Origin of the sequence: Oceanobacillus zhaokaii (assembly GCF_003352005.1) — a bacterium.
GTDB lineage: Bacteria > Bacillota > Bacilli > Bacillales > Amphibacillaceae > Oceanobacillus > Oceanobacillus zhaokaii.
Window position 1 is genome coordinate 2,470,435 of record NZ_CP024848.1, and the last position, 14,267, is coordinate 2,484,701.

At 37.3% G+C, this 14,267-nt stretch carries 13 protein-coding genes; 2 read left to right on the plus strand and 11 right to left on the minus strand.

Annotation, left to right across the window (positions count from 1 at the left end; translation table 11 throughout):
* Positions 1 to 452: 452 nt before the first annotated feature.
* The 5 genes from CUC15_RS12600 to CUC15_RS12620 form a co-directional block, all read right to left on the minus strand.
* Positions 453 to 1,637, minus strand: a complete 1,185-nt coding sequence (locus CUC15_RS12600) for an acetate kinase (protein ID WP_114916992.1) — start codon at positions 1,635 to 1,637, stop codon at positions 453 to 455.
* A gap of 20 nt (positions 1,638 to 1,657) precedes the next feature.
* Entirely contained in the window at positions 1,658 to 2,647 is a 990-nt protein-coding gene (locus CUC15_RS12605; RefSeq protein WP_114916993.1) for a class I SAM-dependent methyltransferase, read from the minus strand.
* 221 nt (positions 2,648 to 2,868) lie between these two features.
* Positions 2,869 to 3,369, minus strand: a complete 501-nt coding sequence (tpx, locus tag CUC15_RS12610; protein WP_114916994.1) for a thiol peroxidase — start codon at positions 3,367 to 3,369, stop codon at positions 2,869 to 2,871.
* 81 nt (positions 3,370 to 3,450) lie between these two features.
* Positions 3,451 to 3,891, minus strand: a complete 441-nt coding sequence (ytfJ, locus tag CUC15_RS12615; RefSeq protein WP_114916995.1) for a GerW family sporulation protein — start codon at positions 3,889 to 3,891, stop codon at positions 3,451 to 3,453.
* Between the two features lie 17 nt (positions 3,892 to 3,908).
* A complete protein-coding gene (locus CUC15_RS12620) occupies positions 3,909 to 4,397 on the minus strand; it encodes a DUF2953 domain-containing protein (protein WP_162800314.1) in 489 nt (162 codons plus the stop codon).
* A gap of 224 nt (positions 4,398 to 4,621) precedes the next feature.
* Between CUC15_RS12620 and CUC15_RS12625 the strand changes: the two genes are divergently transcribed.
* Positions 4,622 to 5,422 (plus strand): NAD kinase, encoded by an 801-nt coding sequence (locus tag CUC15_RS12625; RefSeq protein WP_114916997.1) that lies wholly within the window; start codon positions 4,622 to 4,624, stop codon positions 5,420 to 5,422.
* 184 nt (positions 5,423 to 5,606) lie between these two features.
* On the opposite strand, the gene CUC15_RS12630 is transcribed toward CUC15_RS12625, so the two are convergent.
* The 5 genes from CUC15_RS12630 to refZ all read right to left on the minus strand — a co-directional run bounded on the left by CUC15_RS12630 (position 5,607) and on the right by refZ (position 11,167).
* A complete protein-coding gene (locus tag CUC15_RS12630) occupies positions 5,607 to 5,804 on the minus strand; it encodes an alpha/beta-type small acid-soluble spore protein (RefSeq protein ID WP_114916998.1) in 198 nt (65 codons plus the stop codon).
* A gap of 110 nt (positions 5,805 to 5,914) precedes the next feature.
* Positions 5,915 to 7,117, minus strand: a complete 1,203-nt coding sequence (gene thiI / locus CUC15_RS12635) for a tRNA uracil 4-sulfurtransferase ThiI (protein ID WP_114916999.1) — start codon at positions 7,115 to 7,117, stop codon at positions 5,915 to 5,917.
* A gap of 6 nt (positions 7,118 to 7,123) precedes the next feature.
* Positions 7,124 to 8,263, minus strand: coding sequence for a cysteine desulfurase family protein (locus tag CUC15_RS12640; protein ID WP_114917000.1), 1,140 nt, complete (start codon positions 8,261 to 8,263; stop codon positions 7,124 to 7,126).
* A gap of 174 nt (positions 8,264 to 8,437) precedes the next feature.
* Positions 8,438 to 10,132 carry a septation ring formation regulator EzrA gene (gene ezrA, locus CUC15_RS12645; RefSeq protein WP_114917001.1) on the minus strand — a complete coding sequence of 565 codons (1,695 nt, stop codon included), beginning with the start codon at positions 10,130 to 10,132 and terminating at the stop codon, positions 8,438 to 8,440.
* A 381-nt stretch (positions 10,133 to 10,513) separates the two neighbouring features.
* Positions 10,514 to 11,167: a forespore capture DNA-binding protein RefZ gene (refZ, locus tag CUC15_RS12650; RefSeq protein ID WP_114917002.1), complete on the minus strand. Its 654-nt coding sequence runs from the start codon at positions 11,165 to 11,167 to the stop codon at positions 10,514 to 10,516.
* 126 nt (positions 11,168 to 11,293) lie between these two features.
* On the opposite strand from refZ, the gene CUC15_RS12655 reads away from it, so the two are divergent.
* Positions 11,294 to 11,773, plus strand: a complete 480-nt coding sequence (locus CUC15_RS12655; protein ID WP_114917003.1) for a GAF domain-containing protein — start codon at positions 11,294 to 11,296, stop codon at positions 11,771 to 11,773.
* A 262-nt stretch (positions 11,774 to 12,035) separates the two neighbouring features.
* Here CUC15_RS12655 and CUC15_RS12660 read toward each other — a convergent pair whose 3' ends face one another.
* Positions 12,036 to 13,877, minus strand: coding sequence for a sensor domain-containing diguanylate cyclase (locus CUC15_RS12660; protein ID WP_114917004.1), 1,842 nt, complete (start codon positions 13,875 to 13,877; stop codon positions 12,036 to 12,038).
* Positions 13,878 to 14,267: the final 390 nt, after the last annotated feature.

Genomic DNA, 14,267 nt, shown 5'->3' on the forward strand with positions numbered 1-14,267 from the left:
AATATTAATAGATGATATAAAGTGCGAACTAAGAGTACAGTTGATTTCCGCTCCGGACATTCGCAATATTTCTTATCCACCAGAAGACGTTGCTATTCCCTAAGTAGTCTCCTTTCCTTAATCAATGATCAATTTCGATAGTTAGTGCGTTTGCTACTTCTATGTCGGTAGGTTTCGTAAAATACACGAAGACTCCACGAAAATAAAGAGCAATTTGTCTGATTGCGATGTAACGCTGCCGAAGCCTTCCTTATCCTATGGGAGGAAAGGCCTCGGTGGGACTTCGAAGTGCACAGCACAAGGAGGCTCACCAGCCGCCCTAAGATGCGCTCCGTGTATTTCCGGGACTGGCCCGAGTGCATTTGCTATCTTAAGTTACGTTGCACTTTATACAAATAGCAACAAGGAAAAATTTAAAAGCGCTCCATACACATGAAGCGCTTCTAATTACTTTATTTAGCTAAACGTAACGTATCCCTTGCAATAACTACTTCTTCATTCGTAGGGATAATCAATACTTTCACAGGTGAATGCGGATAGTTGATGAATCGTTCATCTCCACGAGTTTCGTTTAATTTAGGATCCCAGTATACGCCCATAAATTCTAGGCCATGCAAGATTTTTTCTCTTACAGCAGAACTGTTTTCGCCGACACCTGCTGTAAAGATAATTGCATCTACACCAGACATTTTCGCTGCATAAGATCCGATATATTTATGGATTCTTTCAGCAAATACGTCTAAAGCTAATTCTGCACGTGGATTCGTATCCACTTGCTCTTGAATATCACGTAAATCACTAGAGAATCCTGAAAGTGCAAGCATTCCACTTTCTTTATTAAATACATCAATTACTTCTTCGGCTGTCTTACCAGTTTTCTCCATAATGTACGGAATTAATGCAGGGTCAAGATCTCCTGAACGTGTTCCCATTGTTACCCCAGCAAGTGGTGTGAAGCCCATTGATGTATCAATTGATTTTCCACCTTCGATTGCAGTGATACTAGCACCATTTCCGATATGACAAGAAATTAATCGTAATTTTTCAATAGGAACGCCCATTAAGTCTGCTGCACGCTCTGATACATATTTATGTGATGTACCGTGGAAACCATATTTACGGATACCAAAGTCATCATAGTATTCCTTTGGTAAGCTATATAAATAAGATGTATTAGGCATTGTTTGATGGAATGCTGTATCAAATACTGCTACCATTGGCACATTTGGCAAGATTTCCTGGAAAGCATAAATACCAGTTAAGTTCGCTGGGTTATGCAATGGTGCTAATTCCGATGTTTCTACAATTTTTGCGATTACATCATCTGTAATTAATACAGAATCATCGAAGTATTCTCCGCCATGTACTACACGATGTCCAACTGCATCAATTTCATCAAATGACGCTACAACCCCTGTTGAGATTAAAGCATCTAATAGTTTCTTAACGGCTACAGCATGATCTGGAATATCGCCAACTGTTTTCTCTTTCTTACCATCCACTTCAATCTTGAAAACAGAATCTGCTAAACCGATTCTTTCCACTAGACCGATTGCTTTTACTGTTTCCTCTGGCATTTCAATTAATTGGAATTTTAATGAAGAACTACCAGCATTAATTGCTAACACATTACTCATTGATGACAACTCCTAAAAAATTATTTATTATTTTCGTACGTTTTAAACCATGCATTCATTTGTCCAAGAATGTCTGCCATTCCATTTGCATTCTTAAAGGCTGGCATTTGTACAAGCAGCGGTTGTTTCGGTGTCTTCGTATGCTCGCCCTTCTTCTGCAATATCAAAATGCTTTTTACATTCGTTTTTGACTTAAATGCACTTTCGGGTAAACGTATAACCCCGACGATATGAGCATGTTCTTGAAGATAACGGTGAAGCTTGTCCGATTGATCACTGTCGAACAAGAAGTCTGGAATGACGAGAATCAAATAGCCTGCTTCTTTCGTATAATTCATACTTTGCTCGATAAATAAATGATGGGCATAGGAATGACCACTGTCCGCCTTTAGTTCGAAATTATTCGCCCTGATATCATCTGGATAATAACCAACTGGTAAGTCGGCAACAACTAAATCAACAGGATCTAGCAGAAATGGTCGTAAACTATCCTGATGGAAGAATTCAATTTGTTTCTTCTGCAAATTCGCATTCAGTACAGATAGCTGAATTAATGTAGGATCAACTTCACTAGCAAATGCTGCAACATCCTGTCCAAGCTGTTCGAGTACTGTCGTAATTAAATTACCCGTACCACTTGCCGGGTCAAACATACGAATGCTTTCTTTACCTTTCAAAAGCTGATCGGCAAGGTATCCGATAATTAATGCCACTGTCTCTGGTGTCATTAAATGCTGTTGCTGCGTTGAATCCTTCATACCTTTGAGGATTGCTAATTGAATCGCTTTACGAATATCAATTGATGCATATGAGGATAAATCGATTTTTGCTAATTCATTTTGTAAATTCCGTGACAGTATCTCATCCATATCTTCTGCTGTATCATTAAAAAACAACGTTTCCATTGTAACAGCCAAACTGTCTAAATAGGGTTCATCATTATGCTTTTGAATTAATTCAGTAGTATGGTCTACCCACTCAAAAAGTGGTTCAACATTTGATTTATCCACTACCATGACCTCCATTCGCCCTTTCTTCAACTTTACTATTGTACCAAATGAACAAAGGTTAGTAAAAGATTTATCATAATTTAATTTATTTTTTCTATAACAGTTAAGAAGTTTCGGAAGTTTTCGTTGCATTTGCTCAACATAAACTGTGATATATCATCAATCTTAAAAAAAATCTCCCTCAAATTAATAGAGAGAGATTTCTTGTTTGTTATTAGGTTTTATTTTGCTGCTTTTACTGCTTCAAGTGCTGCTTCATAGTTTGGATGTGTTTTTACTTCAGGAACATATTCAACATATGTAACCTTATTGCTAGAATCAACAACAAAGATAGCTCTAGCTAATAAACGATGTTCAGCCATTAGCACGCCATAAGCTTCTCCAAGTGATGCATCACGATGATCGGATAATGTATCTAAGTTCTTCACGCCTTCCGCTGCACACCAACGTGCTTGCGCAAATGGTAAGTCCATACTAACTGTTAGAACTTGTACATTGTCTAATTTATCTGCTTCCTCATTGAAGCGTTTTGTTTCTTGAGAACAAACGCCAGTGTCAAGTGATGGCACTGTTACGATTAATTTCACTTTGCCATCGTAATTAGCTAATGAAACTTCTTGAAGATCATTTGATAAAACTTTAAAATCTGGTGCTTGATCCCCAACTTTAACTTCTGTCTGTGGTAATGTAACGGATTCTCCGCCAAATGTAATATTAGCCATTCAAAAACTCCTCCACTTCTTATTGTCCTTCGATTATATTATGAATAGTTTCCAGGCGGATGTCCAATAAAAGGGATTTTATTAAATATCAAAATCAAGTGGAGGTTTTTGCTTTTTATTTTCCTTCTGTTTAGAACTACCAGAATCCTGCATCATTTGTTGTACCTTCTCCATAACTTGCGGGGCAAAATCAATCATCTTTTCATATAAATGGGTACTTTGATCTAAGTGTATCATCTTAACTCCGTGCTGACCCACAATTAGAAAGGCAACTGGTGTAATAGAAACTCCACCACCGCTTCCTCCGCCAAATGGCAATGTAGCGTCAGAATCTCCTTGAGAATTGCTTGCATTGAATTCACTGCCCCCAGCAGCAAAGCCGAATCCTAGCTTGGAAACTGGAATAATCAGCGTTCCATCTGGTGACTCTACTGCATCACCAATGATTGTATTTACTTCTATCATGTTTTTTAAATTTTCCATTGCCGTTGTCATTAGACCTTGAATTGGATGCTCATCCATTGTTAACATTTCCTCCTTTAATTTTCCGAATCATCTTTGAAAAACGATTTATTACGAAAAAGTGTATGCCTAGCTTTCCCAAATGGCAATGAAATAATGCACTCAATTGTTGTAGTAAATTCCTTTGATTGAAACGCAGGCAACACCTCGATATGCGGGCGGCATACTTGTCTCCCTTTTTCAGAGATATAGCCAATAATCATCCCTTTTATCGACCAAATTGCCCCCGTCATAATACCAGTTAAGAATGCATCGCCACTCCCTCCTGCTGTTGACCAGTTCAATTTATGAATTCGAATCACAGTCAATATATAATCTATCTTTTCTTTTGCATCCTTTACATTTTCAATCATGCGTTTCACTTCATCCGTAAACGTTGTAAAATCTACCGATTCTGGATCAGGAGATGCTTTTGCAATGTCGAGCTCTTTATGGTAAAGACGAATATTATAAATCGATATACTCAAAAATAATTGTTGCTGTTTATTTTTAATGGAATAGTGCAAGTGATAATAGACTCTCGAAAAGAATAGAAGCATAAGCAATAGGAATAGGATGCATAGTATTATTAGGCTTATGAGCATGTCAATCCCTCCATTCCTGCTTCTGGCATATTTCCTATTTTTGCTCTCCTATCATATATTTAAACCTAAAAATTCTACAAATTATTAGGGCAATTTGTCATTTAATGATACGATAATAATGTTGACATAAATTGGAGGGATGACAAATGACAGATAGAAACAAAATGTTCTTTTATTTCCACAATGATAATGAAACAACTGAAAATTTGAAACCGCTATTTTCCTTGGCAGAGGAGCATGGTTTTGAGCTTGTTGAGAATTACAAACGAGCAAATATAATCGTAAGCATCGGTGGAGACGGAATGTTCCTGCAAGCAGTGCGAAAGACAGGATTCCGCCAAGACGCCATTTACGCTGGGTTAGCAAGAGAAGACGAATCATCGCTTTATTGCGATTTTAATTTAGATAGCTTTGATGATCTTCTCGATTCTGTGCTCAAAGAAGAGCTGGAAGTGCGTCGCTTTCCAATTATTACCGTAAAAATAAATGACGGAACTGAATTTCATTGTCTAAATGAGGTAAGTGTTCAGTCAACAATTGTGAAAACAATTGTCATCGACGTTTATATTGATAATCAGCTGTTCGAAACATTCCGTGGCGATGGCTTAGTAGTTGCCACACCAACCGGAAGCACTGGCTATAGTAAATCAGCAAATGGCGCAGTTGTAGATCCACTTATCCCAAGTATTCAAGTCTCTGAAGTTGCATCAATGAACAATAATAATTATCGTACATTAGGATCATCCTTCATCCTAAATAAAGACCGCGAGTTAAAATTAAAGCTAAGACAAGAAGGAAATGTCCACCCAATCATAAGCCTTGATAACGAAGCACACTCCATCCAACGAATCGATAATGTCGTTGTAACGATGGATGACCAAGTAATTAAAACGGTGAAATTAAAAAACAATTCCTTCTGGGATCGTGTAAAACGCTCGTTCCTGTAATTTTCGTTAGCGATTGGTGTATTGCTAAACGATGAGTAATAATAGTGGGTTTAAATTGCAATGTTGATTACACTGAAGTACAGTCGTTTGCACGGGAAATCAAAGGTTCGATGCCAGGAAGTAATAAAGGGCTATCCCTCAGTCCGAGGAATAGCCCTAGCCATAATATTATATTTATTAATTGTTATTGTTGTCCGCCAAATTGCTGTTCGGCCATTTGAACAAGACGTTTTGTAATTTCTCCACCAACAGATCCGTTAGCACGAGAAGTTGTATCGGCACCAAGTTGAACACCAAATTCTTGTGCAATTTCATACTTCATTTGATCTAGTGCTTGTTGCACACCAGGAACTAGCAATTGATTGCTATTGTTATTTGCCATATTAGTTCACCTCCTTGGTACACATAGAATGTGTCATTTGGAGGGAAAACATTCATCCAATTAATTGGTAGTTCCTGTTACTTTTCCATATTTTTTCCAGTTGCTACAGCTTAGAATAGCCCGCTAAATCCTTCGTCGGCATCTTTCCGGTCATGCGCAACAATCGTTTCAATCCCAGCAATTGCCTCTTCAATTGACTTTGTAAAATCGTAAGTCGATTCATAATAGGAAACCTTATCAAGTCTCGGTTTCGTTTTCGGTGCTTTCGGAACAAAAATCGTACAGCAATCTTCATAAGGTAAGATAGAGGTTTCATAGGTACCAATTTGCTTCGAAATATCAATAACCTCTTGCTTATCCATTGCAACTAGCGGACGGATAATTGGATAGTTTGTCACGTTATTAATCGCATGCATACTTTCCATCGTCTGACTCGCTACTTGTCCTAGATTTTCACCGGTCGTTAACGATAAAATAGATTCATTGCGACTTACCTGCTCTGCAATTCGGAACATCATGCGACGCATAATCGTCATCGCATAGCTTTCTGGCATTTCTCTGAAGATTTCCTGCTGTAGCTTGGTGAATGGCACAATATGAATTTTTATTGATTTTGCATATTTCGTAAGCTGCTTCGATAAATCAATTACTTTTTGTTTCGCTCTTTCACTCGTATATGGTGGTGAATGGAAATGAATTGCTTCTAAGTGTACCCCACGCTTCATCGCTAAGAACCCTGCTACAGGACTATCAATCCCACCTGAAAGAAGTAATAATGATTTTCCAGATGTTCCTACAGGCAGTCCACCTAATCCAAGAACAGCTTTCGATGTAATATATGCTGCTTCCAGTCTAATTTCCACTTTAACTTCTACATCTGGATTATGAACATCTACTGTGATACCGTCCGTATTCGTTAATAGATGCGCACCCAATACTTGATTTAATTCATTCGTGTGAATTGGAAAGTTTTTATTGATTCGCTTCACTGCCACTTTAAATGTTTTTACATCTTTTGCGTTTTGCAATGCGAATAATGCCGCCTCTTTGATTTGCTCAATATCATTATCGACTTTAATTGCTAGACTTAAACTTTGTATCCCGAATACTTTCTTACACTTCTCCATGACAGGTTCAGGATCATGTCCATTTAATAATACAAACATCCTGCCTTGTGTGCGTGTTACCTTTACATTGGGAAATTCTTTGATTTTTTGTTGAAGGTTTTCTTGCAGTTTAATAATAAATTGCTTTATGTTTTTCCCTTTTAATGACATTTCGCCGTAGCGAATTAATATATGATCATATTGCATAATTATCTACTCCATAACTTCTCTAAATTGTGTAATTGCCGCTGCTAATGCTTGGACAAAGGTCTCGAGTTCTTCCCTTGTATTATCATATGCCAAGCTAATCCTTAATGCAGATGTTGTTCGATCATTATCAAGTCCGCAGGCAGCTAATATCTTGCTTTCATCCTTTTGCTTTGAAGAACAGGCAGATTTAGTTGAAATATAAATATCCCTTTCTCCAAGTATATGAATGATTACTTCTGGTTTAATCCCAGGAACGGAAATATTCACTATGTGTGGCGCTCCGTCTATCGGTGTATTTATAAAAACCCCTTCGATTGCTCGAAGCTCATCCAAAAGATACTCTTTCATCCCGTTTAATGCTTTTACTTCTTTTTTCTCACGGTCTTTAATCAAGCGCATTGCTTTAACCATTGAGACAATTCCAGCTAAATTCTCAGTACCAGATCGAATTGCTTGCTCCTGATCTCCACCATGGAAAAGTGGAAATAGCTTCGTATGCTTATTTACATATAAAATTCCAGTTCCCTTTAACCCATGGATTTTATGACCCGATATGGTACATAAATCAATCCCGCTATTTGGAAGCTCAAGTGGTACTTTACCAAACCCTTGCACATCATCCACATGGAAGAACAGCTTCGGATGCTGCTTGGCGATTTTGCCAATTTCTTCGACTGGCTGAATAGAGCCTGTCTCGTTATTGACATGCATAATACTAATTAATATCGTATCATCCTGAATTGCATTTTTTAAATCATCTAATGATATTACACCATTTTCATCCACCGGTAAATAGGTTACGGTAAATCCTAATTTTTCTAATGCAATACACGATTCCTCGACGGAAGGATGCTCAATTACCGAAGTAATAATATGCTTCCCTCTCCCCTGGTGCTCAAGAGCAATTCCTTTGATTGCTGTATTATTCCCTTCCGTTCCTCCGGATGTGAATACAATTTCATTTCTTTCTACTTGCAATATTTCCGCAGCTTGTTGTTTTGCCGCGTGCAAAAGCTTTTCTGCTGTCCCACCAAATTGGTGAATTGAGGAAGGATTAGCATAAAATTGCTTTGTGACCTGGTCAAAACTCTGCAATACTGCTTCATCTGGTTTTGTTGTTGCACTATTATCTAAATATATCATCGTTATTTCTCCTTTTTCCCGGTCATTTAGAAAACTCGGCAGTCACCAAGTTTTACGGTGACTGCCTTAGTTGTACTTATTCGTTAAAAAAGATTTTCTAAACTACCAAAAGCTAGGGCTGAACGCCTAATGTGGAATCATATCCAAATATAGCGACAGCCCTCTATGAATTACTTAATTTATAATCATTGTCTGATTCTCTTCAACACGTTTTAACGCGCCCGGTTCAACCTCTTCAATTGCCTTCGCTGCCGTTTCTAATGCAAGCTCGTATTCATACGCCTTAAATAATCGCTCTGACTCGATTAATTTCGCTGCCAGGATTGGGTTTCTGCTTCGATAACGATTCGCATATTGAATGACCTGCTCGGTTAAGTATGCTTGATCAAGCATTATATCAGTCTGTTCAATAGTTTGATCCAGTGAAATCTGAGCATCCGTTAATGCTTGCTGGACATTTCCCATATCAAGTGGCAATTTTTCTAAGCTGGCAATCACCTGTTGATTTTTATTAGTTGTATTCTCCATCATATTCCATATAAAATTCGGTACTCCAGGAATATTGCTCTTTTTCAGCTTACGATTCAATGCTTGCAATTGATTACGCATTTCTTGCAGCTTCTCTCTTGCCTCGAGTTCATCTTTTCGCAAGTTTGCAATACTCTCTTTAAAAACTCCATGACTAACTTCCAGCTCTTCTAATTTGTCAAAGCCACTTTCAATTTTTTCTCTCAGATTAGAATGCCCAACGTTAACATCTTCTATTTCATCCTTAATAACGACTAACCGATCATTTAAGGCACTAATGCTTTTACCGATAGATAAATATTTTTCCATATCATCGTCTTCGAAGTAATAGGCTTTTCGGAGTTGCTCTACTTCTTCTTTTGTCGAATCATACTCTTCTGTTATTGCTTCAAGTGACTGTTCAAAGCGTGGAAGCTTCGATTCTAAATAATTTTTGGCGATTGCTTCTTTTTCTAAAAGCTGATACATTTCTTTAATTCTTTCATCGATTTCTTCAATCATGTCAACAGCAGCATTTGTTTCACCATTATTTAATAATTGCAGTAAATCGTTAAGTCTTTCATGATATGTACGAATCTCTTTTTCAAATGCAAGGTGCTCGATATGATAACCATCTGCCTTCATCTCTTTTACACCAGCTAATAAATTATCTAGTTGTGAAGGTAATTCATGTCTGCATTTTTTGTAAATCGCCGGAAATTCTTCTAGGCGAGCTTCTAATGCTTCTTTATCACGCTTTATTTGCTCGACAAGCTCTCTTGCTTCAAGATAATCACCAGAATCAACTAGTTCATGATATTTTGCGAATGCCTCATCTAACTCGTCCATCAAGTTTTCAAAATGGGTTTCCGCTCTGCCGTACTGGAGGCGATTTCTAGAAAATAGTTTACGGATAGCTTTAATGCTAGGTTCAAGCTCCTCTACCTCTAGTCTGCTTGTTTCCTCCGATTCCAGAAGTTCATCCAACTCCTTTAACATCCGCTCAATATCCTTCTCAATTGAATCCAATGTTGTTTCTATTGTAGCAAGTGTCTTATTCGCTTTTGAAACACGGAATCTATCGGCTGCTTCCTCAGTATCCAGAAGGTATTCCTCAATATCTGGCAATTCCTTTGTAACAATATGCTCCCAACGGTCTCTCCAAGTTTCAAACCGATCCTGGGTTTCACCCGAAAGATTTAAACTTTTAATTTGACTTATTTGCGCTGCAATATTACGCCCCATAATATCGAGCTTCCATTCTTCCAACCTGTCGATTCCATCATAAATCCGTTTTCTTAAAATTAGTCCAACAATTAATATTACGATGATAACTAAAATAGCCCCAATGAAGTAAACCATACCGTGCCTCCCAACCAGATTCCAAACAAGAGGATATTTCTTTTTTTATTTTAAAATTAGTAAAAATAATTAATTCAATCATTTTTCTTAAAGTGCGTATTCAAAAAGGAGGATGAAAAGGACCGAGAAGTTCAAGGCGGCGTAGCTCCCCGTAGCGGGCTTTCACAGGATGTGGTGACTTCAACGTTGTCCACAGGACGTGAACGGCTTTAGTAGAAGTTCCTTGTCTGTTTTAGCGTGAGCAACGGAAAAGCAAGCCAACGAAGAAATTCGAAGTGTCATTTTTACCGGACTTTTTGAACAACCTCTTAAATATATTAACTATGATACCATGGAATGTATGATTTTGGTTAATGTTTTAGCAAATTAATTCATGATTCGCTAGATTTTTGCACTTCCATATCGATTTATCTGTTTTTCAATCGAATTCCCTTCATTATCAACGATAAAGTCAATCCATTTTTGGATGATGCTGACATACTTTTTCACAAACATTTGATGGGAGTATTCGCCAATGATTTGATCCTTCCAATCATTATGTAATATATATGGCGTAATTAGCATTCCTTTAAACTGTAAAAATAAATATTCCTTCATACCGTTTTTAATTAGACCTTCGAGTGCCCGATAGAATGCCTTCTGAATATAATGATTTTCCTTTGCTAAATAGGTAACAGCCATTTCCCTGACGAATACGGAATCAAACGATAGTTCTCGTTGAATAAAACAGGTTAATTGATGGTTCATCTGTTTGTATTGTATAATGGTATAAATTAATTCATGTAAAGTTTCCAGAGGTGTGAATGTAACCATTTGCTCTAGGTGTTCTTCTATCGTCTTCAAGTATTCTTCATAATAATTCGTCACCGCATACTCGAGAAGACCTTGCTTACTGTTAAAGTAATAACTGATAGAGGATACGTTAACCGAAGCCTTTTCAGCTATATCACGAACAGTTGTAGCCTGAAAGCCTTTTTGAAAAAAGAGGGAAGAAGCTGCATCAATCACTTTTTGTTTTGCTGGATTCTTTTGCATTTTTAATCAACTCCTTAATTTTAAAAATACGACAAAGGATATAATTATCCTGCAAATTGTTCTCGACAAATACTTGTTCTAAATGTCGAATATGCTCAGTTAGTGATGGTAGAAAGGGGAAAAATTATGTTTGAAACAACTACAAAAGCAGGTAACAAGGAAAAAGACTATGAATTACTCATCAAGCAATTAGCCGCCCTTACGGAAGGTGAAACAGATGAAATTGCAATTCTCTCAAATGCTTCAGCGTTATTAAATCAATTTTTAACGGAAGTAAATTGGGTCGGCTTCTACCTTTGGAGACAGGAAGAATTAGTGCTTGGACCTTTTCAAGGACTACCAGCATGTATCCGAATTCCTTATGGGAAAGGGGTATGTGGTACAGCAGTCAAGGAAGGTAAAACCCAGCGCGTTGCTGATGTACATCAATTCCCAGGGCACATCGCCTGTGACAGTGCCAGCAACTCTGAAATCGTTGTTCCCGTGTTCGTGAACGGTGAAGTATATGGTGTGCTCGACATCGATAGCCCAATAACGAACCGTTTCGATGAAACAGATCAATTATACCTTGAGAAATTTGTGAATACATTAGAAAAGTATCTTTGAGTGAACAAAGTTTAGCGACGTCCTTCCAGGCCTTTAGCCGCAGGAGATAAAGGAAACATGCACCTGCACTTTAGGGGTATGGCGACGTTGGCAAAGCCAGTTTTAAGTCGCCGTTCCATAAATACTAGAATGATGTTGACTTTCAACACAAGGGTTAGCGCTAGAGTTAGACGCGACCTATCTTATCACGGGAAATTTTATTAGTAAATTTTTATACTATCTCTAGATACTAAATGAAAACTAGCAGCGGGCAATAAAGCTGCTAGTTTTTTTCAATCCGATTCTTCCCTAAACGTTTTGCCTGATACAGCGCTTTATCGGTTCGTAAAAATAGATTAATCGTCGTATCTTGTTCTCCCCTTCTCCAAGTAGAAATACCACAAGAAACCGTCACTGCCGGCTTTGACGTTACCATTACCCTTTCACGAATACGTGTGGCAATTTCTATTCCTTTTTCTAACTTCGCATTTGGCAAATAGATAGACAATTCTTCGCCCCCCCACCTCGCAGGAACGTGTCCGACATCAATGTCGACATATTGCCTTATAGTATCCGCAACTTGTATGATAACCTCATCCCCTGTATGATGTCCGTAACTGTCATTTACCTGCTTAAAATCATCAATATCAAATAATATTAATACCCCTCTATCATCTGTGTCAAAGGATTCCTCAATGCTTTGTTCCAAATAATTCCTTGAGTACAGACCAGTTAAATAGTCGGTAATAATCGTTCGTTCTAACCGCTCTCTTAATAACGTATTCGTTATCGCGAGTGAGGTATGCTGTATTAAAGCCTGCATCAACTTAAAGATCTCAAATGTGAAATGATATTTATCTTCATGCAGAATAACTGCTAGCCCGTTCGTATCATCGGCATGATTTATCGGAATGGCCATCACGGAATGGTATGGAGAAGCTATGTGATTAGTAAAATTTCCACTAAATATCATTTCTCTGTCAGATCTTATCTTTTCCATTAAAAGTCTAGTAAATTCTTTTCCTCGTTCCGAACTAAAATATGCCGTACTTTCTGCCAATACAATATATTCTGCTTCGTTTTCTTGATCGTAAAAAATAAACCCAACCTCACTAGCATGACAAAGATTAATAATTTCATTTTTAACAAGCTTCGTAATCTCATCTATTTCAAGATTTGAATTTAATCTTCTGGAGAACTCATTTACGAATGATAGAGAAGAAACCTGTTCCTTAGAGTTCTGATATAGGGTTATTCTTTCAATGGCAATCCCTGCTAAATTAGCAAATTGGGTAATAAATTCTAAGCTTTTACGAGAAAAGTAGGTGGAAATAGGCGTGATAATTTGCAGGACACCATATATCGCTTGGTCGCCAACAAGTGGTGCATATATATTTGCCACATTCTTTTCTACTTGTATTTCGATCTGCAATTCTCCAGTAAGAAATGCAAGCGTGCTCTTGCTTTCCGTTTGTTCATCCGTATACTGAATCATTTTAATTGGCAGGCATCCGGCATCACTGTCCTGTGATAGAAATAAATAATATGTATAGCTAGGATAGCGAATTTTTAAAGCATCAACAATTTCGTTTAATATTTCTGCCTGTGCATTTTTGGCAAATAATCTTAAACTTAATTCATACAGAAATTCATAATTATGTTTGTTTTCCTTATTATTTATCAACGGAATAATTATCGATAGAAACTTTTCTGTTTCCTTAATAAAGAGACCTTTCTCTTTATCCGTAAACGGCTTACGATCCTGACCTACAGAAAAGACAAATAATATCTCCACTTCATCAATTGACTTCAGTGGGATGATTTTCACCTCATGCCCCGACGGAGCATGCTGAAATACCATATCTCCATCATAGTGATTTGTTCTTTTCACAATTTCCAGCGGCAGAAATAATCCATTGTCCGTTTGATAATGCATCAAACGGAATTGTTGAACCCTTTGATGATAAACATAAATTGCACCATAAGAAGCATCAATTAATTGCTTCAGCTGTTCAATTGATGATTGAAATATATGTTCAACATCTGTAGCCGAATTTACAATGTCAGCTAATAAATCGAAATAAAATTGTTGATACTTTAATGAATTGTTTTCTATTATTTTCATATATACCCACCCGCACGCTACTCGAATTTACTTGTTGATAGCAATTATACCTTAACTAGTCATATTTTCCTATATTTTACTAAAAATGAATTGTAAAATTTTTACACATTACCGATGTAGCATTGGAATTAATTTAGCTTCCTATATAAAAATGGTCGGTATTTAGATAAACTGCGAACTAGATATTGAGAGCAATTGCTCTCTAGCCGATCGCTCCGAAAATACACTTCGCTTGGTTTGTACAAAAACCCACGATATTGGAGAGACAAACGCACTAATTATCGACCTTTATCTTTGACTTAATTCGCAGTTTATATCAAAGTTTCATTACAACTTCTCACATAAAAAAAATATGCAAGATTTTTTCTTGACATTCTCCTTGATAGATTA

What these genes read in the sequence shown, in the direction of transcription:
- ezrA (WP_114917001.1), bottom strand. Translation starts at nt 10,132, where the DNA reads ATGGTTTACTTCATTGGGGCTATTTTAGTTATCATCGTAATATTAATT.
- tpx (WP_114916994.1), bottom strand. Translation starts at nt 3,369, where the DNA reads ATGGCTAATATTACATTTGGCGGAGAATCCGTTACATTACCACAGACA.
- CUC15_RS12630 (WP_114916998.1), bottom strand. Translation starts at nt 5,804, where the DNA reads ATGGCAAATAACAATAGCAATCAATTGCTAGTTCCTGGTGTGCAACAA.
- ytfJ (WP_114916995.1), bottom strand. Translation starts at nt 3,891, where the DNA reads ATGGATGAGCATCCAATTCAAGGTCTAATGACAACGGCAATGGAAAAT.
- CUC15_RS12625 (WP_114916997.1), top strand. Translation starts at nt 4,622, where the DNA reads ATGACAGATAGAAACAAAATGTTCTTTTATTTCCACAATGATAATGAA.
- CUC15_RS12660 (WP_114917004.1), bottom strand. Translation starts at nt 13,877, where the DNA reads ATGAAAATAATAGAAAACAATTCATTAAAGTATCAACAATTTTATTTC.
- CUC15_RS12655 (WP_114917003.1), top strand. Translation starts at nt 11,294, where the DNA reads ATGTTTGAAACAACTACAAAAGCAGGTAACAAGGAAAAAGACTATGAA.
- CUC15_RS12640 (WP_114917000.1), bottom strand. Translation starts at nt 8,263, where the DNA reads ATGATATATTTAGATAATAGTGCAACAACAAAACCAGATGAAGCAGTA.
- CUC15_RS12600 (WP_114916992.1), bottom strand. Translation starts at nt 1,637, where the DNA reads ATGAGTAATGTGTTAGCAATTAATGCTGGTAGTTCTTCATTAAAATTC.
- thiI (WP_114916999.1), bottom strand. Translation starts at nt 7,117, where the DNA reads ATGCAATATGATCATATATTAATTCGCTACGGCGAAATGTCATTAAAA.
- refZ (WP_114917002.1), bottom strand. Translation starts at nt 11,167, where the DNA reads ATGCAAAAGAATCCAGCAAAACAAAAAGTGATTGATGCAGCTTCTTCC.